At 69.9% G+C, this 24,394-nt stretch carries 20 protein-coding genes; 11 read left to right on the top strand and 9 right to left on the bottom strand.

Annotation, left to right across the window (positions count from 1 at the left end):
• The first annotated feature begins 126 nt into the window (after positions 1-126).
• Positions 127-1,740: a LuxR family transcriptional regulator gene (locus tag K0817_RS17110; RefSeq protein ID WP_253735472.1), complete on the top strand. Its 1,614-nt coding sequence runs from the start codon at positions 127-129 to the stop codon at positions 1,738-1,740.
• 184 nt (positions 1,741-1,924) lie between these two features.
• On the opposite strand, the gene K0817_RS17105 is transcribed toward K0817_RS17110, so the two are convergent.
• Entirely contained in the window at positions 1,925-2,305 is a 381-nt protein-coding gene (locus tag K0817_RS17105) for a hypothetical protein (protein ID WP_219982894.1), read from the bottom strand.
• A 51-nt stretch (positions 2,306-2,356) separates the two neighbouring features.
• Here K0817_RS17105 and K0817_RS17100 point away from each other — a divergent pair, with 51 nt between their 5' ends.
• From K0817_RS17100 to K0817_RS17090, 3 genes are read left to right on the top strand one after another with little or no spacing between them, the layout of a single operon-like run.
• Complete coding sequence (locus K0817_RS17100; protein ID WP_219983148.1) at positions 2,357-2,692, top strand: metalloregulator ArsR/SmtB family transcription factor; 336 nt, start codon at positions 2,357-2,359, stop codon at positions 2,690-2,692.
• A complete protein-coding gene (locus tag K0817_RS17095) occupies positions 2,689-3,348 on the top strand; it encodes a cation transporter (RefSeq protein WP_219982893.1) in 660 nt (219 codons plus the stop codon). Before K0817_RS17100 ends, K0817_RS17095 begins: the two co-directional genes overlap by 4 nt.
• A 49-nt stretch (positions 3,349-3,397) precedes the next feature.
• A complete protein-coding gene (locus K0817_RS17090) occupies positions 3,398-4,636 on the top strand; it encodes an amidohydrolase (protein ID WP_219982892.1) in 1,239 nt (412 codons plus the stop codon).
• Between the two features lie 17 nt (positions 4,637-4,653).
• Here K0817_RS17090 and K0817_RS17085 read toward each other — a convergent pair whose 3' ends face one another.
• On the bottom strand, positions 4,654-6,003 hold the full coding sequence (locus K0817_RS17085) for an HNH endonuclease signature motif containing protein (protein WP_219982891.1): 1,350 nt from the start codon (positions 6,001-6,003) through the stop codon (positions 4,654-4,656).
• A 322-nt stretch (positions 6,004-6,325) separates the two neighbouring features.
• Between K0817_RS17085 and K0817_RS17080 the strand changes: the two genes are divergently transcribed.
• Complete coding sequence (locus tag K0817_RS17080) at positions 6,326-7,345, top strand: zinc-dependent alcohol dehydrogenase family protein (protein ID WP_219982890.1); 1,020 nt, start codon at positions 6,326-6,328, stop codon at positions 7,343-7,345.
• Positions 7,346-7,427: 82 nt separating this feature from the next.
• On the opposite strand, the gene K0817_RS17075 is transcribed toward K0817_RS17080, so the two are convergent.
• The gene (locus K0817_RS17075) at positions 7,428-9,218 is read right to left on the bottom strand and encodes a LuxR C-terminal-related transcriptional regulator (RefSeq protein WP_219982889.1); all 1,791 of its coding nucleotides are present in this window, start codon (positions 9,216-9,218) and stop codon (positions 7,428-7,430) included.
• Between the two features lie 116 nt (positions 9,219-9,334).
• Here K0817_RS17075 and K0817_RS17070 point away from each other — a divergent pair, with 116 nt between their 5' ends.
• The gene (locus K0817_RS17070; RefSeq protein WP_219982888.1) at positions 9,335-11,707 is read left to right on the top strand and encodes a hypothetical protein; all 2,373 of its coding nucleotides are present in this window, start codon (positions 9,335-9,337) and stop codon (positions 11,705-11,707) included.
• 76 nt (positions 11,708-11,783) lie between these two features.
• Here K0817_RS17070 and K0817_RS17065 read toward each other — a convergent pair whose 3' ends face one another.
• Positions 11,784-14,069 carry an esterase-like activity of phytase family protein gene (locus K0817_RS17065; RefSeq protein WP_219983147.1) on the bottom strand — a complete coding sequence of 762 codons (2,286 nt, stop codon included), beginning with the start codon at positions 14,067-14,069 and terminating at the stop codon, positions 11,784-11,786.
• A 168-nt stretch (positions 14,070-14,237) separates the two neighbouring features.
• Between K0817_RS17065 and K0817_RS17060 the strand changes: the two genes are divergently transcribed.
• Entirely contained in the window at positions 14,238-15,041 is an 804-nt protein-coding gene (locus tag K0817_RS17060) for an alpha/beta fold hydrolase (protein WP_219982887.1), read from the top strand.
• 64 nt (positions 15,042-15,105) lie between these two features.
• On the opposite strand, the gene K0817_RS17055 is transcribed toward K0817_RS17060, so the two are convergent.
• The 3 genes from K0817_RS17055 to K0817_RS17045 all read right to left on the bottom strand — a co-directional run bounded on the left by K0817_RS17055 (position 15,106) and on the right by K0817_RS17045 (position 16,625).
• The gene (locus tag K0817_RS17055; RefSeq protein WP_219982886.1) at positions 15,106-15,285 is read right to left on the bottom strand and encodes a CsbD family protein; all 180 of its coding nucleotides are present in this window, start codon (positions 15,283-15,285) and stop codon (positions 15,106-15,108) included.
• Positions 15,286-15,346: 61 nt separating this feature from the next.
• Complete coding sequence (locus K0817_RS17050; protein ID WP_219982885.1) at positions 15,347-16,078, bottom strand: hypothetical protein; 732 nt, start codon at positions 16,076-16,078, stop codon at positions 15,347-15,349.
• Positions 16,079-16,184: 106 nt separating this feature from the next.
• Positions 16,185-16,625, bottom strand: a complete 441-nt coding sequence (locus K0817_RS17045; protein WP_219982884.1) for a hypothetical protein — start codon at positions 16,623-16,625, stop codon at positions 16,185-16,187.
• Positions 16,626-16,837: 212 nt separating this feature from the next.
• Here K0817_RS17045 and K0817_RS17040 point away from each other — a divergent pair, with 212 nt between their 5' ends.
• The 3 genes from K0817_RS17040 (at position 16,838) to K0817_RS17030 (ending at position 19,354) form a co-directional block, all read left to right on the top strand.
• Positions 16,838-18,223, top strand: a complete 1,386-nt coding sequence (locus K0817_RS17040) for an aminotransferase class V-fold PLP-dependent enzyme (RefSeq protein ID WP_219982883.1) — start codon at positions 16,838-16,840, stop codon at positions 18,221-18,223.
• An 88-nt stretch (positions 18,224-18,311) separates the two neighbouring features.
• Complete coding sequence (locus K0817_RS17035; RefSeq protein ID WP_219982882.1) at positions 18,312-19,010, top strand: acyl-CoA synthetase; 699 nt, start codon at positions 18,312-18,314, stop codon at positions 19,008-19,010.
• A complete protein-coding gene (locus K0817_RS17030) occupies positions 19,007-19,354 on the top strand; it encodes an amino acid transporter (RefSeq protein WP_219982881.1) in 348 nt (115 codons plus the stop codon). The genes K0817_RS17035 and K0817_RS17030 overlap by 4 nt, the downstream gene beginning before the upstream one ends.
• Before the next feature lie 116 nt (positions 19,355-19,470).
• Here K0817_RS17030 and purB read toward each other — a convergent pair whose 3' ends face one another.
• Together purB and K0817_RS17020 are read right to left on the bottom strand one after the other, a co-directional pair.
• Complete coding sequence (purB, locus tag K0817_RS17025; protein ID WP_219982880.1) at positions 19,471-20,853, bottom strand: adenylosuccinate lyase; 1,383 nt, start codon at positions 20,851-20,853, stop codon at positions 19,471-19,473.
• Positions 20,854-20,888: 35 nt separating this feature from the next.
• A complete protein-coding gene (locus K0817_RS17020; RefSeq protein ID WP_219982879.1) occupies positions 20,889-21,395 on the bottom strand; it encodes a low molecular weight protein-tyrosine-phosphatase in 507 nt (168 codons plus the stop codon).
• Between the two features lie 215 nt (positions 21,396-21,610).
• On the opposite strand from K0817_RS17020, the gene K0817_RS17015 reads away from it, so the two are divergent.
• Positions 21,611-24,262, top strand: a complete 2,652-nt coding sequence (locus K0817_RS17015) for an ExeM/NucH family extracellular endonuclease (protein WP_219983146.1) — start codon at positions 21,611-21,613, stop codon at positions 24,260-24,262.
• Positions 24,263-24,394 lie beyond the last annotated feature (132 nt).

The following is a 24,394-nucleotide window of genomic DNA, read 5'->3' as shown; positions in this document are numbered from 1 at the left end:
CGAACCTGCGACTCAGACGTCTTGAAGTGTGGGCGGTCGATCTCGGGTCTGGGGCCCGGGGTCGCGTGTGGTGCATGCTCTGCTGCGCCCGCAAGCTCGCGAGATGTACGGGATTGGGAACCGGAGATGAGTCCTCACCTAGACAGCAATACGCCCGCCGGTGATCCTGTCGCGCTCAACGAGTTCGCGGCGCACGTGGCCGCCGGCCGATTCGCGGAGGCTGCGAGTCTTGTGCGGCGCGACTGGATCAGACTGCTGGAGTCGACGGATCAGCGGCTTGCCCGCATCCTCGAACCGCTGCCGCCGCACGTCTTCGATAGATTCCCGACACTGGCTGTGCTTCTGGGCGTCGCGTACATTCACGTTCCCCATCGGCGGCTGCGTAGCGAGCAGTACTTCCAGCTCGCCACGAAAGTGGCAGGCGAGGGCAGGCCCGGCACTGATCCGGCCGATCAGGTTCTGGTGCTCGCTGCTGCCGCGGTCGCGCACCGCCTTCTCGGTCGTCCGGAGGCCGGCGCCGCCGCTGCGGCGGTGTCGTTGAGTCTGCTGACGAGGCTGCCACTCGATCGGCGCTCGACAGTGGGAGCGCTGTCGCGAATCTATTCCCAGCTCGGAACGACGCTCTACTACGGCGCGCGGCGCGCAGATGCGATCCGTGCCTTCGAGCTTGGTCTTGCAGAGTCGCCGAGGGAGGGGCATCCGGACGGGTTCGGAAACGTGGCGATGCTGGCAGGTATCCATGCTCTGGACGGGGCGGTGGACGAGGCATCGGCGTATCTCGACCTCGCTCGTGCGCCGGGCTTCGACGATGCGGATCGAGCGGGGTACCCCGCAACGTTCTATCGGCTCGCAGAGGCGACCAGCGCTCTGGAACGATTCGATGCGCCCGGGGCGCGCGCACACCTTGCGGCGATGCAGCATGACCGTCGGACGATCGAGCACTGGCCGGCCATCGCCGCCGTGGAGGCCGCCGCGGGGTTGATCGAGGGTCGCCCCGCTGAAGCCCAAGCCGACCTGGAAGCGCTCGTGCGTCTGCGCGGCTCCCAGGGAAAGCTCCCGGCGCCGCGCCGGATGCTGGCGCCTTCGCGGGCGCTCTTCAAGCTGGCACTCGGCGACACCCAAGCCGCGGAAGCGATCCTCACCAGGGATGGGCAAGGAGATGTGGTCGCGCACGTCGGCCTCGCTCGAGTCGCGCTGGCGATCGGAAGGCCCGGAGCGGCGCTCGCGCGCGCGAGAGATCTGGTGGCAGCCCCGCTCTCTCCTCGGCTGACGGCCGAGCTGTATACGGTCGAGCTGGCTGCGCTGGCGCTCGTGGGCTCAGCTCGCACCCACGCGGTGGCCGACGAACTGGCGGCGCTGGCGGACCGGACTCGTCAAGGGCTGGCCCTCGCCCTCATCCCGGACGACGACTACCAACGCGTGCTCGACCTGCTCGGCCGTCGGGGCCACGACGCGCTCGTCGAGCGGCTGCCGCCGCGGGCGGTTCTGCCCGGTGGGGATGTCGGGGCCCGTCTGACAGATCGCGAACGGGTCGTGCTGCAGCACCTCGCGGGCAACCGCGCCGTCGCGGCGATCGCAGCTGAGCTGCACGTCTCGGTGAACACGGTGAAGACGCAATTGAAGAGTGTCTACCGAAAGCTCGGCGTCAACAGTCGCGATGCCGCGCTCGCGATGGCGTACGAGCGGCATCTCATCACACTAGACAGGCGGGCGCCGAGTGACGGTGCAACCCGGGGGTGATCCGGGGGTGAAAACGCGTTCACCCGTCCTGCGCCGGACGAAAATGGAGACGTAGACACCATGCGTGAGCGGCAGATTCGCCTCTGCCGCCGCCTGGAGGCCTCAGCCGTATGGAGTCTGCCGCCGAAGACTGACCCCAAGCAGTTCCGGCAATGCCGTGGGGCCGAGCCTCGGCCCCACGGCATCAGACGACGACGGCGGCGACCAGGCAGAGGGCTCCCGCGACCAAGAAGATGGCCCACGACAGGTGGCGGCCGCGCGTGAAGATGATGGGCAGCACCGCACATGCCAGGCAGGTGATCCCGATCGCGGCGACGATGGCGCGCTGGTCGGCGTCGAGCGCCGCGAGCACGAGCACGGCGGCGACGCCGAAAGCCAGCAGTGTGGTGATGTGCCACGCGAAGCGGATCGTGCCGGCGGTGAACTCCGGCCCCCCGAACAGCTTCGGCAGGTCGTCCCGCCGCAGGAGACGACGGATGATGTAGCGCTCGCCCAGGATCGAGTGGAACAACCCGAGGGCGACGAGGAGCGTGGCGGCGATGAACAGCACGGGGGCGGCGGACATGACGCGAGTATCCCATCCGCCGTGCGGGTGCCGATCCTGTATGGTCAGTGTGTGCTGACCATTGCTTCTCGTCTCGACGTCATGAACCGGCTCGGCAGGGCGATGGCCGACCCCAACCGGTCGCGCATCCTGCTGCACCTGCTCGAAGGCCCACGTTATACGGCGGAGCTCGCGCATGAGCTCGATCTCACTCGGACGAACGTTTCCAACCATCTGGCGTGCCTGCGCGGGTGCGGTCTGATCGTCGCGAGTGCCGAGGGCCGCCGCACCCGCTACGAGATCGCCGATCGGCACTTGACCCAGGGGCTGGTGCAGCTGCTGGAGGCCGTCGTCGCGGTCGACGACGGGTCTCCGTGCACGGACGAGGGATGCGAGTGCTGCGCATGAGCGCCACCCTCACCGACGCGCGCCGAGCCACCTTGCAGCGCCGCGTGCGGTGGATCGTTGTCGCGACCATCGTCTACAACCTCGTCGAAGCGGTCGTCGCGATCGCCGCCGGCTCGATCGCCTCGTCGGCAGCCCTCATCGGATTCGGACTGGACTCGACCGTCGAGGTGGCCTCGGCCGCCGCGGTCGCGTGGCAGTTCACGCGGCGCGATCCAGAACGGTGGGAGAAACCTACACTCCGAGTGATCGCCGTCGCCTTCTTCGCGCTCGCGGCCTACGTCACGGCGAGCTCGCTGATCGCTCTGCGCACGCAGGTCGACGTCGAGCACTCGCCCGTCGGAATCGTGCTGACGGCGGTGAGCGTCGTGGTGATGCCGTTCCTCTCCTTCGCTGAGCGTCGAGCCGGCACGGAACTCGGGTCGGCCACCGCGGTCGCCGACTCGCGTCAGACGCTCATCTGCGCCTACCTCTCGGGTGCCGTCCTGGTCGGCCTCGTCCTCAACAGTCTCTTCGGCTGGTGGTGGGTCGACGCGATCGCGGGGCTCGTCATTGCGGCGTTCGCCGTGCGCGAGGGAATCGAAGCTTGGCGAGGAGACGCCTGCGCCACCTCGGTGGGGATGCTCCTCGAAGAAGGCCACGACGCCGACCATCACTGACTCGCTGTGCGCTGCGGAACCGTCACCGCCCGCGTCGTAGGTTTGAGACATGGCTCGCATCCTCGCCGTGACCGGCGGTCACCTCGTCCCCGTCAGCTCTGACCCCATCCCCGGGGGCACGGTCATCGTCACCGATGGCGTCATCACCGCCATCGGCGGACCCGAGACCCCCGTTCCCGACGATGCTCGGGTTGTGGACGCGTCGGGCCGGTGGGTCGTCCCGGGCTTCGTCGAGTCGCACGGACACCTCGGCGTGCACGAGGATGGCGAGGGCTGGTCGGGCGAGGACACGAACGAGATGACCGACCCGAATGGTGCGCGCTTCCGTGCTCTCGACGGCATCGACATCGAAGAGGTCGGATTCCGCGACGCGCTGCGAGGCGGCGTTACGACCGCTGTGGTCAAGCCCGGATCGGGCAACCCGATCGGCGGGCGCACGGTGGCGATCAAGACGTGGGGCGGGCGCACCGTCGACGAGCAGATCCTCACCACGGATGTATCGGTCAAGTCGGCTCTCGGTGAGAACCCCAAGCGTGTGTACGGCGACAAGAAGCAGACTCCGTCGACGCGACTGGGCGTGGCATCCGTCCTTCGCGAGGCGTTCGTCGCCGCGCAGACCTACGCCGACAAGCGGGCCGCGGCCACCGAGAAGGGCGAGCCGTTCGAGCGCGACCTCGGCAAAGAGACGCTGGCCGCGGTCCTCACCGGCGAACTCGTGTGGGATCAGCACTGCCACCGCCATGACGACATCGCGACGGCGATCCGCATCGCCGAGGAGTTCGGCTACACGCTGGTGGTGAATCACGGCACCGAGGCGCACAAGATCGCCGACGTGCTGGCAGAGAAGCAGATCCCGGTCATCTTCGGGCCGATGCTGACCTCACGCTCGAAGGTCGAGCTGCGCGACCGCGCCATCGGCAACCTCGCGCTCATCGCCGAAGCCGGAGTCAAGGTCGCCATCACCACCGATCACCCCGTGGTGCCGATCGACCACATCAGGCTCCAGGCGATCCTCGCGGTGCGCGAAGGGCTGCCGGCGTCGACCGCGCTGGCGGCGCTGACGACGAACCCCGCCGACATCCTGCGGCTGGGCGACCGCGTCGGCGCCCTCGAGGTTGGCCGCGACGGCGACATCGTGGTGTGGTCGGGCGACCCCCTCGCCGTGGACTCCCACGTGGAGCGCGTCTTCATCGAGGGCCGCGCGGTATACGAGCCGGCACACCATGCGTCGTCCCCGCGCGTCGTCGAGCGCTGGGAGCGCTTCGGGCGCTCATCCTGGACGGACTAGGTCAGTACGCCTGGTCCTCAGAACGGTGGCGGATCGCCGTCCGCGGTCAGGTCGTCGGCGTTCACAAGCCACGGCTCGCGCAGCATCCGCCGTCGTCGCTCGCGTTCTTCGTCGAGGATGAACCGGACGACGGGCTCGGGCCGGTCGGTGTGCTTGCGGCCGTTCGGGCTGGTCCACACGAGCACGCCCGGCGAGATCTGCGCCACCGTCCAGGCGGTGTGATGCTTCACGGTGTGGTGGCGGCGACACAGATGGGCGAGGTTGTCGTGGCGGGTCGGACCGCCGTGCTGATGATCGATCGTATGGTCGATGTCGCAGCGCCACACGGCCTTGCGGCATCCGGGAAAGCGGCACCGCTCATCCCGTGCGGCGAGGAACCGGTTCAACTGCTTGCCGGGACGGTAGCGGTCCACCGCGAGCACCGTCCCCGTGACCGGTGAGGTCATGACCCGCTCCCACCCGGTGGCGCCGGCGGCGAGGGCCCTCGCGGTGTCGGCGTCGATGGGACCGTAGCCGGCGAGCAGACACGGCTCGTTCGAGGCGCCCGTCATCGTGAGCACCGGCAGCGAGACCTGCACCCTGCCACGGATCGCGTCGAGTCCATCGCCCGCCACGCACCGGTCGGGCCCGGCCGTCAGTAGCAGATCGGTGACGATGTCGGCCTGGATCTGCGCCGTCGTGCGCGTGTCTTCGTCGTCAGGCTCGCGCGCGGCGATCACGGAATGCGCCTGCTGAGCGAGGCGATCACGGATGCCATGGATCAGCGTCGCCGTCGCGAACAGGGTCAGCGCGCCCATGCCGTCGTCGAGGTCGCACGTCTCGATGCGCCTCTCGGCGGCAGCATCCTCGTGCCGCTCGTCGAGGGTGCGTTCGAGAAAGCGCTCGGCGATCACCCGGAGGACGGATGTCAGCCGGCCGGGCGTGAGTTCGGTCGCACGGTCCAGGGCGATGGCGACGAACGCGGCGCGAGCGTCGTCGTCCTGGATCGCGGCGCCGGTGTCGTGGATGACGCTCAGGTGCTGCCGGGAGATCTCGGCTCGCTCGAGTGCGTCGACCCCGGCAGCGAAGCGGCGGCACAGGTCGGTGGCCTCCGAGAGCAGGCGCGTCACCGTCCACTCCGACACGTGCGTCGCCGTGGCGAGTTCGGCGATGAGCGCGCGACGATCCAGGTCGACCCGGCGCAGCTGGTCGGCCGTCGCATCTGCGGAAGGGGCGAGAGTTGCTGCGGCCTGGGCGAGCAGACGGATCTCGGCGGCGTCCTCTGCAGCACGTCGACGTCGGCCGGCCTCGAAGGCGTCGACCAGGCGCTCCGCACGGTCGAGGCGACCGCGGTCGAGAGCGGGTTCGAAGGCGGGGTTCGCGGACATGAGACTCGCAGACAGGAGGAATCAAGGAGAGAGATTCAGCGCTCTCGCGCCCTCATCCATCCGACAACCTCGCGGCTCCGCCGCGTCCCATCCGCAGCCCGCCTGTCCGGCGGGCACTCATTCATCGAATCTCTGCTCGTCAGTCTACCCGATGGTATGCGTGCAAGACAAGAACTAATTTACGATTCTCGGGACTCCGGCACACCACGAGCTGCGGCCCAGGAGGCCAGTACACGCCTCCTCAGGCACTCCCGCCCGCGCCCGCAACACGCAAGTATCGATGACAGCACGGCACGACCGTGCCCGTTCAGCAAGGAGAACCATGCGCGGAGTCATCATGCACGCGCCCGGCGACGTCCGGGTCGAAGATCGCGACACCCCGACCATCGAGCGGCCCACCGACGCGATCATCCGCGTCACCGCCACCTGCATCTGCGGGTCGGACCTGTGGCCGTACCGCGGCGTGGAGCCCGTCGACCACACCCCGATGGGACACGAGTACGTCGGCGTCGTCTCCGAGATCGGCGCCGACGTCAAGAACGTCGAGGTCGGCGACTTCGTGGTCGGCTCGTTCGTCGCCTCCGACAACACGTGCGAGATCTGCCGGGCCGGCTACCAATCCCGCTGCGTGCACAACGTGATGATGGGCTCGATCGGCACGCAGGCCGAGTACGCCCGCATTCCGCTCGCCGACGGCACGCTCGTACCCACGCCCGGGACGCCCGACCCCGACCTGATCCCGTCGCTGCTCGCAGCATCGGACGTGCTCGGCACGGGGTGGTTCGCGGCGGTCGCCGCCGAAGCGGGCCCCGGCAAGACGGTCGCCGTGGTGGGCGACGGGGCCGTCGGACTGCTCGCGATCCTCGCCGCCAAGCAGCTCGGCGCGGAGCGGATCATCGCGATGTCGCGTCATGCCGACCGCCAGGAGCTCGCGCGCCGGTTCGGCGCGACCGACATCGTCGAGGAGCGCGGACGCGAGGGCGCCGCGAAGATCAAGGAACTCACGAACGGCCTCGGCGCCCACTCGGTGGTCGAGGCGGTCGGCACGCAGGAGTCCATGGATCAGGCCATTCGCGCCACTCGCCCCGGGGGCCACATCGGCTTCGTCGGCGTTGCCCACAATGTCTCGATCGACGGCCTGAGGCTGTTCTTCTCCGGCGTCCACCTCCACGGCGGACCCGCCCCGGTGCGCCGATTCCTTCCCGACCTGATCCAGCTGATCTGGGATCGCGAGATCGACCCGGGCGTGGTCTTCGACCTCACGCTTCCGCTCGAAGAAGCCGCCGAGGGCTATCGCGCCATGGACGAACGGCGTGCCACGAAGGTGCTGCTGACGGTCTGATCCGGATGCCGGCGGTCGGCCCCCTTCGACGGCCCGACCGCACGGACGAACCACCGGCCCGCCTCAACGCCCTCGGGGCCGGTCAGGGCGACGGCCTGCCCGGCGCGATGGCCGTGCGGAACAGTGCGACGAGAGCTGTGCGCGTAGCGACACCCGTCCGGTCCTTGAGGACCGCCATGTGCTTGTCGACGGTCTTCTCGCTGATCCCCAGGGCCGAGGCGATCTCGGCATTGGAGGCCCCGGCCGCGACCAGCGCCGCCACTTGGCCCTGGCGCAGCGTGAGCTGCACCACCCCGCCCGGCGGCGGTGGAACATCGACGGGGAGCTCGACGGTGGCCAGCTCTTCGCGCCGCGAGAGGCCGAGGGCGGCGAATGCGCCGCGGACGTAGCCTTCGACGGTGCGGATGCCGAGGAAGAGCTCGTGCGCGATCTCCCGGTTCGTGTGCCCGGCCGCGGCGAGCGTCGCGACCTCGAGCTGCCGCGTCGAGAGCGTCACGCCCGTCGCCGGTCGCGGTGGCCGGAACAGCTGAACCGCCCGGACGCGGAATGCGGCGGCGCGCGACTGCGCGGCGAATTCGTCCAGCGCGGCGAGCGCCCGGTACGCAGACGACCGGTGCCCGCGCTCGACCGCGCCGGCGAGCGAGACCCACCGCGTTCGGAGGATCTCCGAGTCGATGCTGCCGGGGATCTCGGGCACCCCGCCGCTCACGTCGAGCGGGCCTCCGTCGCGTCGCGTCCGCATGCGGTGCAGTGTCGCCTGCTGCCACGGCGATGGCATCATGTGCTCCACGATGCGCAGCATGCGACGGCACACGTCCGCCTCGCCTTCGGCCAGTGCTGCGGTGAAGATCACCTCTGCGAGCCAGCAGCGATTGCTGCTGCCCACCTGCAGGTCGTCGATGTCGCCTTCCGAGAGTGCGATGCGCCGTGCGGCCTCGAGGTCGCCGTGGCCCGCGAGCATCAGGGCGACCGACGCGATGACGCCGTGCCCGAGCGAGCGCCGTCCGTCACGCCAGGTGCCCGCGAGCAGTTCCCGCTCGAGCCGCTCCACATCGTCGGGCGGCGTCGTGGCGGTCATCACCGACAGCACGTACTGCGTGCCCCGCACCGTCATCCACCAGCCCAAATTCGGAGCATCCGAGAACCCCGCGGCCGCGCGCTCGAGTGGTTCAGCTGCCTCGTCGACCCGCGCCGCCGCCGTGAGCGACACGCCCTCGACGTAGTCGACGTACGGTTGCAGCCCCCGGATGCCGCTGCGCTCGGCGAGGCGGCTCACCAGCCCGGCCGCGGCGAGCGATTCCTCCTGCATCGAATGCGTGAGGACCAGCAGCGGAGTCAGCACCACGAGATCGAGGGCCGAGAGGATGTCCGTCACGTCGGCGTGGTCGATGTAGGCCAGAAACCCGTCGTGCACCTCCTGGACTCGCGCGAGCTGACGGTTCCAGTCGAGGTCCGTCGGTGGCTCGCGCCACCCATCGGACGGCTCGACGCCGTCGTTCATGAGGAGCGCATACGAGATCGCCAGCTTGATGCGCAGCGCGGTGGCGTCTTCACCGTCGGGCCACTCATGCCCCGCCCAGTCCACAGCCTCCAGGCCGGGCTCGAACGCGGCGCCCGCCAGTTGCTGGCCTCGGGCTTCGGAGCGCACCGCCGGATCGTCCACGGTGCTGAGGATGTCGGCGAGGCGCCGATGGGCTTGCCTCTCGAATCCGGCGAGCTGCTCGTACCGGGCCAGCCGGATGCGGTCGCGCGGGTCGGCCGATTCCGCCAGGCGGCGCCCCGTGGGGCCTGTCACCAGGTCCCACAGGCTGTCGATCGCGAGCCGTTCCGACTCGATCACTGCGGCCCGGGTCGCATCCGCGGTGTCTGTCATCCACCTTCCTTCCCCCAGCTCCCCGGGGTCAGCGTAGAGAAGAACAGCGGCATGCGGAACGAAATGCGTAGGAACTCCCATACCCGGCGGCGCGGGCGATCTCTACCGTCGAGCGGGTGACTGCCATGACTCCTGCCAGAAAGCTGGCCGCCGCCGTCGTCGGGGGCGGCATCCTTGTGACCTCTCTCCTCGCGGTTCCGACGGCTTCCGCCGTCGGGTTGACCTGCGACTGGACGGGCGCCGGCGCGGACGGCCTGTGGTCGAACGCCGCGAACTGGGCGAACTGCGCCGACGCGGCTCCCGGAGAAGGCGACCTGCTGCGATTCGGCCCCGGTGCCGCCACGCTCACGACGACGAACGATCTCGCCGGCGTCTCGTTCGAGGACGTCGAGTTCGCGATCGACGGCTACTCCGTGAGCGGGTCGCAACTGCGGACGAACGGTCTCACCGTGGCGGGCTCGACGTCCCTCGAGGTCAACGTGATCCTGCCCGTTGCGGCGGGCGAGACCGCCTATCAGATCTCGGCGCCGCTCACGGTGCCGATCCCGTGGGAGATCGAGTTCGACCAGGAGCCCTTGACGGTGGCGGCTCTCCAGCTCAGCGACGGCGCCGTGGTCGACGCGCGCCTGGACGGCGCAGGCGATCGACTGAAGGTCGGCGGCGACGGCGTCGTGCAGGCGCGCGGCCTGTCGTATCCCGGAGCCCTCGAGCTGTCGGGGAATGCACGTGTGCGCTGTGGCGGGATCGAGTGCGGCATCGCGGGCGGTCAGGTGACGATCACGGATGCCGCGGGCCTGGAGTTCACGGCCGACACGGCATTCGCCCGCTCGATCCAGATCGGACCCGGCACCGCTTACGCGGTCGATGCGGCCGGGCACGCGGTCGATCTGGAGGGGCCGGTGAGCCTGGCCGGATCCGCGGCCGTGCGCGGCGGGCAGGACAGCGCGCCGATGCTGTTCTCCGGCGGCGTCGCGCTCGCCGACCACCACCTCACGGTGCACGGCGCGACCGCCATCCCGCTCTTCGCGAACCTTACGAGCACCGCGGCGGGCGGGCTGCAGGTCGGCTCGGCTGACATTCCGGGCAGCATCCATATCGAGGAGGGCCAGCTCGATCACAACGGGAGCACCGCGGCGTCCGGTCCGGGCTCCCTCATCGTCGCCGACGACGCGTTCGCGCTGGGACCGGACGCGCTTCCCGGTACGACGCTCGAGGGGGGCGCAACCCTCGGGACGGACTCGGTGATCACCCTCTCCGAGGAGGTCGAGCTGATCGACGGCTCGGCTGTCGCGGCGCTCTCGTCGGGGGCATCCCTCACGCTCGCGAACGCCTCGTTCAGTGGGGGCGCGAACATCCAGACGCGGGCGTCGTCGTCGAGTCTCGTCATCCAGCAGCTCTCGAGCTCGGACGGCAGCACCCTCGTGCTCGGCAGCGCCGGCGCGGATGCGCCGATCATCTTCAGTGCGGACGGGCTGAGCGACTATACCGGTGTGACCGTGGCCACCAGCGGGTCGGTCCAGCTCGATCGGGAGCTGTCGATTCCCGGCGACTTCCGCATCGTCGACGCCGCGGTGACGACGCTGCACACGCTGCCGGACGACCTCCACAACCTGATCGCCGACACCTCCGCCGTCACGATCGACGGCGCCGGGTCGCTCGTGATCAACGACAACGAGCGGATCGCCTCGCTCGCCGGCCCGTCCGGCGTGGTGCACGTCGTGCACCCGGATTCGGGGCTGACCGTCGAGGGATCGGCGACGACCGCCTATGCGGGGGACTTCATGGGCCCCGGCCACCTCGCCCATGAGGGCGCCGGCACCCTGCACCTGACCGGCGACTGGACTCAGGCGGCGCTGGGCTCGACGCTCGACGCCGAGGGCGGCACCGTGATCGTCGACGGCTCGATGCCGTTCACGACAGCGGAGGTGTTCGGCACCCTCGCCGGGGCCGGAGTCCTCGGCGAGGTGGTCATCGACGCAGGCACGGTGGCGCCGGGCACCTCACCGGGCTGCCTCACGGTGGAAGGAGCCGTATCGGGAAGCGGCACGATCGCCGTCGAGCTCGGCGGCGCGGAGCCGTGCGACGCCCACGATCAGATCCTGAGCCAGACCCAGGACCTCGCGACGGTGACGTGGTCGGTCGCGTTGACGGACGGGTTCCAGCCTGCTGTCGGCGACGAGTTCGTGGTTCTCTCGACCGCGAACGGCGGGCCCGCCCTGCCGGCCGCCCAGGCGACGGCCGGCGACACGGTCTTCGATGTCGTGTGGGACGGCAGCGATGTCATCCTCCGTACCGCCGAGGTGCCTGTCGACCCACCCGTGGAGCCCCCGGTGAACCCGCCGGCACCCGGGGAGAACCCCGTCCAGCCCGACAACCTCGCTGTCACCGGCGCGGACTCCTCGTGGGTGTCGTGGATCACCGTTGCGGGTGCGCTCGCCGCTGCGGGTGCGGTGCTCGCCCTCCGGGCACGCGTGCGGCGCCACGGCTGAACGGGCCGAGACGCCCGACACGAGGACGGGGGGATGCCGCGGCATCCCCCCGTCCCCGTGCCCGGGGGTCTCGCGCTCAGCTCTCGAGCGTCACCGTGTCGATGGTCACCGCGGCAATGCCGGGGTGGTCGCTGAAGACGCCGTCCATCCCCTGGTCGATGTACACCTGCAGCTCGCCGGCGAGGTCGCCGTAGGCGGCCGGGTCGGCGCTGGAGCGGAACTCGGCCGGCAGGAACTGGTTCTCGGCGCGGAAGGTCCAGCCGTGCACCGAGAGCCCGGCGGCGTGCGCGTCGGCGGTCACCGAGGTCGGCGTCCCGAGCGTGCCCGCCGCCGTGCGCGGGATCATGACCGACTTCTCGAGGCCCACGCCGTCGGCGTACGTCGCCACCTCGGCCAGGCCCGCGGGCGTCACGAGGTCCTGGTAGGTGCGCGTGTCACCGGCGAGCGTGAAGTCGTACGGGCGGCCCGACGAGCTCACGAGCTGGGCGAGCGTCACGTCGGTGAGCGCGTCGAGGTCCTTGAGGTTCGACACCTCGAAGCTCTGCAGGATCACGGGAGCCTGGGCGTGGTCGAGGCCGTTTGCCTGCAGGGCCGCGACGAGGGGCTCCTCGAGCGACAGACCGATCGCGTCGAAGTACGACGGATGCTTCGTCTCGGGGTACACGCCCACGGGGCGACCGTCGCAGCTGACCGAGTGGCGGGCCAGGTCCATGACCTCGTCGAGGGTCGGGATCAGGTAGAGGCCGTCGAAGGCCGTGTTGCCCGGCCGCACCTGCGGCAAGCGCTCCTTCGCTCGTAGGGTGCGCAACTCGGCGAACGTGAAGTCCTCGGTGAACCAACCCGTGATCGACGTGCCGTCGATGAGCTTCGTCGTCTGGCGTGCGGCGAACTCGGGCCGCGTCGCGACATCCGTCGTGCCGCTGATCTCGTTCTCGTGACGCGCCACCAGCACACCGTCCTTGGTCGAGACGACGTCGGGCTCGATGTAGTCGGCGCACTGCACGATCGCCGTCTCGTACGCGGCGAGCGTGTGCTCGGGGCGGGATCCGCTCGCACCGCGGTGACCGATGAGGCTGACCGTCGACGGCTGGATCTTCGTCTTGTCGAGGTCGATGATCGCGAACTCCGTGTCATCCGGTGTGCCCGGAATGCGTGCGTCGTTACCGGGGTAGTTGTTGTCGTTGCCGATGAGCAGGCTGCCGTCTTTCAGCTGCACGACCGTCTCGAACGACTGGACCGGCAGTGAGAAGATCTCGCCGGTGCCGTAGCCGTCGCCCGCGCCGATCCCGTGCGGGTTCGCGATGCGCAGCGCGTCGAGCACGAGCGACTTCTCGAGATAGCCCTCGGCGTCGGCGCGTCGCAGGTCGACCTCGTAGACGCGCTTGGTGACGGCCTGCTCGCCCTCGAAGTCGTCGCGCTCGATGAGGATCAGCACATTGTTCCGGACCGTGAAGGCGTCGCCGATCACGTTCGCCTCCTGGTCGGTCTGGTAACTCCACGTGCGGCCGGTGTACTGGCCGGCGCGGGTGTCGAACTCGAGGATCTCGCGGCGTCGCAGGTCGGCGTCGTCGGCGTACGAGCCCTCGACCACCGGATAGAGGTATCGGCCGTTGGTCGACGCCGCCATCGCCTCGAAGCCGCGGCTGGCGCGCACGCGCGGGGTCTCGCCCGGCTGAAGGTACGGGTTCTGCGGCGACTTCGCGCCGTCCAGCGAATAGGGCTTCTCGAGCAGGGTGCCGTCCGCGTCGAAGTGCAGCAGGAACGGACCGAACTCCTCGCCGACCCAGAACGAGCCGTCCTTCGCGCGCACCACCGACTCGATGTCGAAGTCCGCACCGGTGAGCAGCCGCTCATCGGTGCCGTCGTTCACGATCGGGAAGTCCAGGACGCCGTTGCGGTCGTTGTAGGAGATGAACCGCTCGATCTGGATCGCACCTTCGCCGCCGTCGGCGGTCTGCCACGCCGGACGCACCAGGTAGTTGCGCAGCAGGAAGTCTTCCGAGTTGCCCTTGCTGCCGAAGCCGTTGTCGGGCTGGGCCCAGAACGTGCCGTCACCGTTGTCGAGCATCGCCGAGAAGCCCGGGATGACCTGCCCATCCCACGGACCGGTGCGACCGTTCGCCGGCGAGGCGAGCGCCCCCGAGGCCGGCCCGGGCTCGAGGTGGTCGGCCGAGAGGGTCGCACGCGCGACCAGCGTCGGCACGTGGGTCTGGACGTACGGCGACTGCGAACGTCCGTCGGACGCCTCCGCTGCCGGCGGGGCTGCGGAGGCGGCTGACGGGAGGAGGGCGACGGCGGCCACCGTCGCGGTGGTCACGGCGAACAGGCGCGTCAGCGCGCGCGGAGATCGGTTTCGACTCATGGCCACGACACAACCGGTGACGACGCTCGCCGCGATGTCAGCCCGCCGACGATCCCGGGGCGAATCGGTGAACGCCGGGCGAGCGGCGCGTGAGAATTCGCTCATGCGCGGCGTGTGGATCGCGCGCGTGCTGAACCCGGGCGATCAGGGCAGGAGCAGAATGGCGGGATGGATGCCGCAGCCCCGCTCGCCCGCACCGAGATGCCCGCTCCCAGCTTCGTCATGTCGGACGAGGGCTATCAGATCGCCACGTACGTGTGGGGCGAGCCCGACGCCGACCCGGTGCTGTGCGTGCACGGGTTCGCGTCGAGCTGCCGGGACAACTGGGTCGCCACAGGATGGGTGCGGGATCTGACGCGAGCCGGCTTCCGCGTGATCGGCGTGGACCAGCGGGGCCACGGCGCGAGCGACAAGCCGCGTGACCCGCGGGCCTACTCGATGGGGTCGTTCGTATCCGATCTGCTCACTGTGCTCGACACCTACCTCCTCGACGAGGTGCGCTACGTGGGCTATTCGCTGGGAGCACGCGTCGGCTGGCAGTTCGCGGTCGACGCCCCTGAGCACGTGTCACGGGCGGTGCTCGGAGGCATCCCTGACGGACGCCCGCTGGCGCGACTGCAGATCGATCAGGCACGGGCGTATGCCGAAGAAGGCATTCCGGTGGAAGATCCGGTGACCCGCAACTATGTGACGCTGGCCGAGCGGGTCGCCGGCAACGATCTGAGCGCGCTCGTCGCGCTCGCGGAGGGCATGCGCTACGGGGATGCCGACCCTGACCCTGACCGTCCGCCCCGGCAGTCGATCCTCTTCGCGACGGGGTCCGAGGACGCGATCCTCGAGCGTTCGCGGTCACTCGCTTCGGGCACGCCGCGAGGTCTCTTCGAGGAGATCCCCGGCCGCCACCACTTCAACACGCCCGGTTCGCGCGTCTTCCGCCAGCGCGCGGCCGCGTTCCTCACCGGCGACATCTGAACACGGGCGACGGCACGCCGATGCCCCCGGGCTCAGCGACCGGGGGCATCGGCGGATCTGGGGCTCAGCGGTCGTCGGTGAAGGCGTCCTTCACGTCGTCGCCGGCCTGCTTGAGGTTCGCCTTCGCCTGATCGGCCTTGCCCTCGTTCTCGAGGCTCTGGTCGTCGGTGGCTTCGCCGAACTTCTCCTTGGCCTTGCCCTTCATTTCCTCTGCATTGTGCTTGACGTCATCTCCGATGCCCATGGGCGATCTCCCTTCTCTGTGACGGCCCGGCGTCTGCCGAGCCACGATCTCGTGCGCCGGTCTAGGCTCCCAGCCCGACGCGATCCACCTTGCGGTGGTAGTGCGTGCCCGCCTTGCCGCCGAGAATGGCGGCGACGAGCGTGACGATGGCAGCGCCGATTGCGGCGAGGATGCCCGTCATAGTGGCTGTCTCCGGCGTCACCGGGATGCGGGGGAACCCGCCGATGGTCGACAGGATGTCCCACTGTGCGCCGCCGAGGGCGGTGATGATGGCGACGACGGCGGCGACGACGATCGCCCACAGCCACACCGCGATCCCCTGCTTGAGGCCGCTGAATCGGGCCATGCGACCGGCGACATAGCCGCCGATGAAATAGGCGATGAACAACACCAGGCCGAGCGCGATAGCGCCGATCCACGTCGCTGTCCCCGGATCCTGGGCCGCCGCCTCGGTGGCGTTCTCGATCGCGTTGGGTGACGCCAGGCCGACGGCACCGCCGATGGCTGCGACGAGGGCGGCCAGCAGCACGGTCGCGCCCATGGCGGTGAGCCATCCGAAGAACGCGGTGCCGAACTGGAAGCCTCCGAAGCGCTCGTGCTCACGGCTGAGGACCTCCTCGCGCAGCGAACGCCGTTCGTCGACCGTGTCGGTTCGCTCGACCGTGACCTCGCGGTCCCTCGCGGCAGCGCTGTCGGCCGGCACGGAGCGCCCGACCGGAACGGTGCGGTCGTCATCGCCCGGGTACGTGCCGTCGGCGCGCCGCGGGTCGTTCGATCCGTAGTCGGTAGCCATATCGGCAAGCTATGCGACGGGGGCCGATTCCCTCATCCCCGTTGCAAACGGGCCGTCCGCGGCGTAACCTGTGCCGCCGACGGCCCGCTGGGGCCTCGCTGATGGATCAGGAGACCGCCTTCTTCACCAGCGCCGAGATCGTCTTCTGGACGGCGGATGTCCACGCCGTGACGGCGAATCCGATCGGCCACATGTCTCCGTCGTCGAGGGCCGCCGCTTCGTCGAAGTTGATCGTCGCGTACCGGGTCTTGAACTTCGACGCGGGCTGGAGGAACACGACCACCTTGCCCGCCTCGTCGGCGTAGGCCGGAAATCCGTAGAACGTCTTCGGCACCAGGTCGGGTGCGACTTCGCCCACGAGCTTGTGCAGGCCCTCGGCCAGCTTCTTGTCGGTCCCTTCGAGCTTGCCGATCGCCTCGAGCACCTGCTTGGTGCCCGCCTCACGGTTCTTTCCCGCCTTCGCCTGGGCGCGCAGTTCCTTCGCGCGCTCCTTGACCGCGTCGCGCTCCTCCTGCGACAGTCCATCCGACGTCGTCTTGCCGGCCATGTCTTCCTCCTTCACGATGGTGGGCCCTCCCTGGCCCGTGTGCCTCACGCTACGCGCGGGGCCGCGACGCGTGCTTCTCCATTCCTGCCCGATGAGGAGGAGGCGAGTGGATGGGCCGGCCGGCGCGTCTTGAGTGCGCGGGCGCGCGCACCTACCGTGAGGTGTCACGCCGAAAACGTGACGACGCGAAGACCCGAGCCGCCGGAGCAGCCATGACCGCGACATCCGTTCCCACCCAGATGCACGCCATCTCGACCCAGACCCGTTCGACGGTCGATGACGTGCTCGACTACGCGCGGCGCCGGGCCCTCTACGAGGACGTGCCCCTCGACAAGCCGATGACGCCGCAGGACCTGTCGCGTCTTGCCTCCGGCTCCATCACGGCCGACGGCATCGGTGCACGGCGCGCCATCGCCCTGTTCGAGAACGTGCTCGCCCCCGCCTGCATCTCGACCGACCACCCGGGCTACCTGTCGTTCATCCCCTCTGCCCCGACCAAGGCTTCACTGGCGTTCGACGTCGTCGTGTCGGCATCCGCCATCTACGCGGGCTCGTGGATGGAGGGCGCGGGCGCGGTCTTCGCCGAGAACGAGGTGCTGCGCTGGCTCGCCGACGAGTTCGGGATGCCGCGGGACGCGGGTGGAGTCTTCGTCCAGGGTGGGACGATCGGCAACCTCTCGGCGCTGGTGACCGCGCGGGATGCCGCGCGCCGTCGCAACCGCGACGAGGGCCGTGCCGATCCGACACGCTGGCTGGTGGTGTGCAGCGCCGAGGCGCACTCGTCGATCGCGTCGGCGGCAGCCGTGATGGACGTGGATGTGGTCACCGCCGAAGTCGACACCGACGGACGCCTGCACGGCGACGCGGTCGCGCGCGTGATCGCCGAGCACGGCGATGCGGTGTTCGCGGTGGTGGCGACCGGTGGCACGACGAACTTCGGCATCGTGGATGACATCGCCGGTGTCGGCGCGGCGGCGAAGGAGCGCGGCGTCTGGTTCCACGTCGACGGCGCGTACGGACTGGCGGCGATGCTCGTCGAGAGCATGCGGCCGGCGTTCGCGGGCGTGGAGCTTGCCGACTCGGTCATCGTCGACCCGCACAAGTGGCTGTTCGCTCCGTTCGACGCGTGCGCGCTGATCTACCGAGAGCCGTCCCTTGCACTGTCCGCGCACACGCAGAAGGCCGAGTATCTCGACACCCTCACCGGCAAGCCGGACTGGAACCCGTCCGACCTCGCCGTGCAGCTCACGCGTCGCGCGCGCGGCCTGCCGCTGTGGTTCTCGCTCGCGACGCACGGCACCGAGCCGTACCGCGCCGCCGTCGCGCACGGCATCGAGCTGGCGCGTCGCATCGCCGACGAGATCCGCGTGCGCGACGGACTCTCGCTCGTACGCGATCCGCAGCTGTCGGTCGTGGTGTTCCGCCGTGAAGGCTGGACCCTCGCCGACTACGAATCGTGGTCGAATCACCTGCTGGATGAGCAGCGCGCATTCGTGGTGCCGAGCTCCCACGCCGGTGAGCCGGTGCTGCGCTTTGCGATCGTGTCGCCGCTGACCACGTTCGAACTGCTCGTCGACGTGCTCGACACCCTGCGCTGAGGCCGAGGCGAATGCCTTCACGGGCGGCGCACGTAGGATGGAGGCATCCGTTCCCGCATCCGGGAACCCGCCGCTCCGCAGGAAAACCGTGACCTCAGCCTCTGCCCGCACGTTCGACGTGCGCCACGTGCAGCTGGCGCGCGCCGCATTCGCGGCGATCGCGGCGGTCATGATCACGTTCTCTCCCGACCACTCCGCCGCCGTCGGCGCGGCCGTGTTCAGCGGCTTCGCGATCGCGACCGGCATCGTGCTGCTCCTGGCAGTGTGGCTGGTCCACCCCGCGGGCCGCCGGTGGCCGGCGGCCGCACTCGGCGGCATCGCGCTGGTCGCAGGCATGGCGGGCGGCCTCGCGCCGCTGCGGACGGTCACCGGCTACTTCGCCGTCGTGATCGTGTGGGCGCTCGTCAGCGGTGCGGTGGAGCTCATCTCCGGGTCGCTGGGCCTTCGCGCTCGCACGTCGCGCCCCGAGATCGTCCCGGGCGTCGCCGACGCACGGCCCGCGGCACCCGTCGGGCCCCGGTCCGAGAGCCGCGACGCCGTCGTGGTCGGCGCCCTCACGCTGCTGCTCGGATGCGCGCTGCTGTTCGTCCAGCCCGGCTACGCCCTCGAGTACACGATCGAAGAGGCAGCCCGCACGTTCACCCTCACGGGCGTGACGATCGCCGTCGGGCTCTTCGGCGGCTACGCGGCGATCCTCGCCGTGTACCTCGGCATCGCCGGACTCTCCCCCAGGCCCACCGCCACGACGGACGCATCTGCCCCGGCCGACCAGAAGGACTCCGTGTGAGCGACGACCGACCCACCCGCCGCGACCTCATGAAGCCCGTTCAGCTGCTCGGGCTGGCGTTCGGCGCCGCCGCGTTCGCCGGCATCGTCACCCTGGTGTCGATGGGCTTCTTCCAGCAGCGCACCGGCGAAGAGGCGCAGGCCGCTGTCACGCTCGCCCTCATCATCGCCGGCGTCACGTTCATCGCGGTGCTCGTGATCGTCGCTTTGCTTCTCCTGGCCGTCGATCCCGCGCAGGTGTCGAAGCAGGTCGACCGCCCGGTGCTGCTGCCCGACGCCGACGACGAGAACCACGATGACGACGAGAACCCGGATGCCGTGACCGGCGACGCCCCGAAGGCCTGAGGCTGCCTCCAACCGTTGACAGTCTTCGCACGATCGCGCGCACCTCGCTGGATTCGGCGCGATTTCTGCGAGATCGGCGCGGAACCGCGAAGTCTGTGAACCCTGCTCAGCCCAGCTCAGCCCAGCTCGTCGACCAGCTGCGACGCCAGGCCCGCGTACGTCGCGGGGGTGAGGGCCAGCAGGCGCTCCTTGGCGGCATCCCCGATGTCGAGTCCACGCACGAACTCGGCGAGCTCCGCCGCGCCGACGCGGCGGCCGCGGGTGAGGTCCTTCAGCAGCGCGTAGGGGTCGGTGATCTGCGATCGACCCGCCGCGATCTCGGCGCGAACCACGGTCTGGATCGCCTCGGCGAGCACCTCCCAGTTGCCGTCGAGGTCGGCCAGCAGCACTTCCTCGGCGAGCGAGATCTCGGTCAGCCCGCGCTGCAGGTTGTCCAGCGCCAGCAGCGAGTGCCCGAAAGCGACGCCGATGTTGCGCTGCGTCGTCGAGTCGGTGAGGTCGCGCTGCAGTCGTGAGGTCACGAGCGTCTGCGACAGGGTGGCGAGCAGTCCGCCGGCGATCTCGAGGTTCGCCTCGGCGTTCTCGAACCGGATCGGGTTGATCTTGTGCGGCATGGTCGACGAGCCGGTGGCGCCTGCGACCGGGATCTGCGTGAAGTAGCCGATCGAGATGTACGTCCACGCGTCGGTGGCGAGATTGTGCAGGATGCCGCCGGCATGACGCACGCGGTCGTACAGCTCGACCTGCCAGTCGTGGGACTCGATCTGGGTGGTGAGCACGTTGAAGTCGAGCCCGAGCCCCTCGATGAACGACCGGGAGAGCTCCGGCCAGTCGACGTCGGGTTCCGCGGAAAGGTGCGCCGACCAGGTTCCGGTCGCGCCCGAGAACTTCGCGAGGTACTCGCCCCGCTCGATCTGGTCGGCGACGCGCGAGAGGCGCCACGCGAACACCGCGAGCTCCTTCCCCATCGTCGACGGCGTGGCCGGCTGGCCGTGCGTGCGGCTGAGCATCGCGGCATCCCGGTGTGCCACCGCCAGCTCGCCGAGCGCGCCGATGACCGCGCGCAGCTTCGGCAGCCACACCCGCTGCACGGCCCGCTGCACGGTGAGGGCGTACGAGGCGGAGTTGATGTCTTCGCTCGTGCACGCGAAGTGCGTGAGCTCGGCGATGCCGTCCAGCCCGAGCGTCGAGAGGCGATCGCGCACGAGGTACTCGACGGCTTTCACGTCGTGGCGCGTGACCGCTTCTTTGGCGGCGAGCCAGTCGATCTCGTCCTGCCCGAACTCGAGGTAGAGGGCCCGCAGGCGGGCTTTGTCGTCCTCAGCCAGCGGCGACGTGCCGAACAGCGAGCGGTCGGTGAGGACGATGAGCCACTCGACCTCGACCTCGACACGCGCGCGGTTCAGTCCCGCCTCGGAGAGGTAGTCGGCGAGCTCGCCGACCGCGGCGCGATAGCGGCCGTCGAGCGGGCTGAGGGGCTGCGGAGGCAGAGAGGTCACGGTGCTCCCATCGGGATGCAGGCGCCAGTCCGGTGTCAGCGCACCGGACGGATGGCGGGTTCGAGCTGCCGGAAGAGCGCCCGGCTCGCGCTCTCGATCATACCGAGCACCTCGTCGAACATTCCGGGCCCGGCATAGTACGGGTCGGGCACGTCCAGGGTGTGCGCGGACGGATCGAACGACAGCAGCAGCGCGATCTTGTCGGCATCCGTCTCGGTCCGGGCCCAGCCGCGGAGGATGCGCTCATGGCTGCGGTCCAGAGCGACCACCAGGTCGCTGTGGGTGAAGTCGGCGTGCGTGAACTGCCGAGCCCGGTGGCGCGTGCCGTCGTAGCCGGATCTGGCCAGTGCTTCGATCGTGCGCTGGTCGGCCCGTTCGCCCACGTGCCAGTCGCCGGTCCCCGCGCTCGTGGAAGCGACGCGCAGCCCCAGACCCGAGGCTTCCGCGAATCCCCGGAACACGACGTCGGCCATCGGTGACCGGCAGATGTTGCCGGTGCAGACGAAGACGACGCGGAAGGGCTCCACGGCGGTCGAGGACATGGGTTCCATTCTCGCGCGGGCGCCGCGAGCGCCCAAGGGGAGATTCGGCGCCCAGCCGCAACCTCACGTTAAGGAACTCTCCTCCTCGCGGTCTTCCGAGACGGATGCCACTCCCCTACGTTGTGAGGATCGAGGAGGGCTGCCGCCCTCCTCGCCTGTCGTCCCCCGCCTACCTCGCCGCCGTCACCGTCATCGTCATCGTCACTGGAGGATCTGTGCCCCTGTCCCGTTCCCCACGCCGCCTGGCGGCGGCCGTCAGCGCCGCAGCGCTCGCGGCCGCGGCCGTCATGGTCGCCGCGCCGCCCGCGGCCGCGGCATCCGGAGACCTGCTCATCAGCGAGTACGTCGAAGGCTCGTCCAACAACAAGGCCCTCGAGATCTACAACCCGAGCACCGCGGCCGTGGACCTCGCCGCGTCGGGGTACGCCCTGCAGGTGCACTTCAACGGCAACCCCTCGGCCGGGCTGACCGTGCCGCTGAGCGGCAGCGTCGCCCCCGACGAGGTGTTCGTCTTCGCGCACGCGTCGTCTGGTCCCGCGATTCTGGCCCAGGCCGACCAGACGTCGTCGTCCGGTCTGTTCAACGGCGATGACGCGGTGGTGCTCGCCAAGAACGGCGTGATCGTGGACGTCTTCGGCCAGGTCGGCGTCGACCCCGGCAGCGAGTGGGGCACCGGGCTGACGTCCACCTCCGACAACACCCTGCGCCGCACGGCCGACACGTGCGTCGGCGATGTCACGGCGGACGACGCGTTCGACCCGGCGGCGGGCTGGACCGGGTTCGCGACCGACACGTTCGACGGGCTGGGCGTGCACGACGCCGACTGCGCGCTGCCGCCCGCGACCGATCCGGGCACCGGCCCCGACCCGGTGGAAGCGGGCTGCGACCTCGAGCCGGTCGCCATCGGCGCCGTGCAGGGCGCGGGTGCGGCGACGCCGGTCGCCGGTGACGACGTGCTCATCGAGGGCGTGGTCGTCGGCGACTTCCAGACCGGCGGCTTCGACGGGTACTACGTGCAGGATGCCGGTGACGGCGACCCCACGACGTCCGACGGCGTGTTCGTCTACGCGCCGGGCGGCGCCGAGGTCGCCGTGGGTGACGTGGTCTCGGTCGCGGGCGAGGCCACCGAGCACTTCGGCATGACCCAGGTCGTCGCGGCCGACGTCGAGCTGTGCGGCACCGCCGAGGTGCCCGCGCCGACCGCGCTGAACCTGCCGCTCTCGGAGGAGCAGCGCGAGGCCGCGGAGGGAATGTACGTCACCCTGCCGCAGCAGCTGACGATCGCCGAGACCTTCGAGTACGGCCGCTTCGGAACCTTCAGCCTGTCGCTCGGACGCCAGATGCAGCCGACCGGCCGGTATGACGCCGGCTCGCCGGAAGCGATCGCGCTCGCCGCGAAGAACATCGCCGAGAGCATCACGGTCGACGACGGCCGCGGGTCGCAGAACCCCGACCCGGCGATCCACCCGAACGGCGAGGTCTTCACTCTCGAGAACACGTTCCGCAGCGGCGACCTGGTCACGAACGTGACCGGCGTGCTCGACTACCGGTTCGACGTGTGGGCCGTGCAGCCGACCGAAGGCGCCGACTTCGCCGTCGGCAACCCGCGCACGCCCGCGCCCGAGGTCGGCGGCGAGCTGAAGGTGGCGAGCTTCAACGTGCTCAACTACTTCACGACGCTCGATTCACGCGGCGCCGACGACCCGGCCGAGTTCGAGCGCCAGGAGGCGAAGATCGTCACGGCACTCGCCGAGATCGACGCCGACGTGTTCGGCCTCATCGAGATCGAGAACAACGGCACGGCGGTCGCCGCCCTCACCGCGGCGCTCAACGAGCGGCTGGGCGCGGAGGTCTACGACCACATCGAGACCGGAGTGATCGGCACCGACGTCATCACCACGGCACTGATCTACAAGCCGGCGTCGGTCACGCCGGCGGGCGCGTTCCAGCTGATGGATCAGTCGAAGGACGCCCGCTGGCTCGACGACTTCAACCGTCCGGGGCTCACGCAGAGCTTCACCGACGCGGCGGGCGCGACCTTCACCGTCGTCGTCAACCACCTGAAGTCGAAGGGCTCGGACTGCAACGCCGTGGGCGATCCGACCGACCCGAACGGCCAGGGCAACTGCAACGGCGTGCGAACGCAGGCAGCCGCTGCGCTCGCCGACTGGCTCGCCACCGACCCGACGGGTCAGGGCGCGGGTCGCGAGCTCATCATGGGCGACCTGAACGCGTACGCCCAGGAGGACCCGATCCAGGTGCTCGCGGGCGCCGGCTACACGGATCTGCTCGCGCAGTTCCAGGGGCAGGACGCCTACTCGTACGTGTTCGACGGTCAGCTGGGCTACCTCGACTACGCGCTCGCCGGCGGCGACGTGCTCGACGAGGTGACCGGGGCCACGACGTGGAACGTCAACGCCGATGAGCCGAGCCTCATCGACTACGACATGTCGTTCAAGCAGCCCGCCCAGGACGCGCTCTACGCGCCCGACGCGTACCGCTCGAGCGACCACGACCCGGTGATCGTCGGACTCGACCTGACGCCGCCCGACACGACGGCACCGACCGTCGAGGCCGTCGCCCTGCCGTCGTTCATCCTCGTGCCGAACAACAAGATGCGCACCGTCCGCATGCTCGTCGAGGCCGAGGACGACCGCGGTGACGTGACCGTCGAGCTCACCGATGTCGCCGTCGATGGCAAGCGCGGCGGCGAGTGGGAGCAGACGGGCGACCGCACGTTCGAGGTCAAGGCCGTGAACGGCACGGTGTACACCTTCACGTGGACGGCGACGGATGCCGCGGGCAACACCGCGACCGACACCGCCAAGGTGGTGGTGGGGGTCAAGGGGCTGCGCGGGCTCTTCTAGCTCGCACACGACGAGGCGCCGCTCCCCCGGGGGCGGCGCTTCGTCGTTCTTCCTTCCTCCCCTGCGCTTCGGGCCGGGCCGCGTCATCCGTCCGCTCCTCCCCAAGCGGGGCGCTCCACTCGTCATGCACAG

The organism is Microbacterium sp. HD4P20, assembly GCF_019449275.2.
Taxonomy (GTDB): domain Bacteria; phylum Actinomycetota; class Actinomycetes; order Actinomycetales; family Microbacteriaceae; genus Microbacterium.
Note: the sequence above shows the minus strand (reverse complement) of the source record. Positions and strands in the feature narration are given on the sequence as shown.

Excerpts from the sequence above, each read along its gene's own strand:
- K0817_RS17110 (WP_253735472.1), top strand. The coding sequence starts at position 127 with ATGAGTCCTCACCTAGACAGCAATACGCCCGCCGGTGATCCTGTCGCG.
- K0817_RS17105 (WP_219982894.1), bottom strand. The coding sequence starts at position 2,305 with ATGTCCGCCGCCCCCGTGCTGTTCATCGCCGCCACGCTCCTCGTCGCC.
- K0817_RS17095 (WP_219982893.1), top strand. The coding sequence starts at position 2,689 with ATGAGCGCCACCCTCACCGACGCGCGCCGAGCCACCTTGCAGCGCCGC.
- K0817_RS17090 (WP_219982892.1), top strand. The coding sequence starts at position 3,398 with ATGGCTCGCATCCTCGCCGTGACCGGCGGTCACCTCGTCCCCGTCAGC.
- K0817_RS17085 (WP_219982891.1), bottom strand. The coding sequence starts at position 6,003 with ATGTCCGCGAACCCCGCCTTCGAACCCGCTCTCGACCGCGGTCGCCTC.
- K0817_RS17080 (WP_219982890.1), top strand. The coding sequence starts at position 6,326 with ATGCGCGGAGTCATCATGCACGCGCCCGGCGACGTCCGGGTCGAAGAT.
- K0817_RS17075 (WP_219982889.1), bottom strand. The coding sequence starts at position 9,218 with ATGACAGACACCGCGGATGCGACCCGGGCCGCAGTGATCGAGTCGGAA.
- K0817_RS17065 (WP_219983147.1), bottom strand. The coding sequence starts at position 14,069 with ATGAGTCGAAACCGATCTCCGCGCGCGCTGACGCGCCTGTTCGCCGTG.
- K0817_RS17060 (WP_219982887.1), top strand. The coding sequence starts at position 14,238 with ATGGATGCCGCAGCCCCGCTCGCCCGCACCGAGATGCCCGCTCCCAGC.
- K0817_RS17055 (WP_219982886.1), bottom strand. The coding sequence starts at position 15,285 with ATGGGCATCGGAGATGACGTCAAGCACAATGCAGAGGAAATGAAGGGC.
- K0817_RS17050 (WP_219982885.1), bottom strand. The coding sequence starts at position 16,078 with ATGGCTACCGACTACGGATCGAACGACCCGCGGCGCGCCGACGGCACG.
- K0817_RS17045 (WP_219982884.1), bottom strand. The coding sequence starts at position 16,625 with ATGGCCGGCAAGACGACGTCGGATGGACTGTCGCAGGAGGAGCGCGAC.
- K0817_RS17040 (WP_219982883.1), top strand. The coding sequence starts at position 16,838 with ATGACCGCGACATCCGTTCCCACCCAGATGCACGCCATCTCGACCCAG.
- K0817_RS17020 (WP_219982879.1), bottom strand. The coding sequence starts at position 21,395 with ATGTCCTCGACCGCCGTGGAGCCCTTCCGCGTCGTCTTCGTCTGCACC.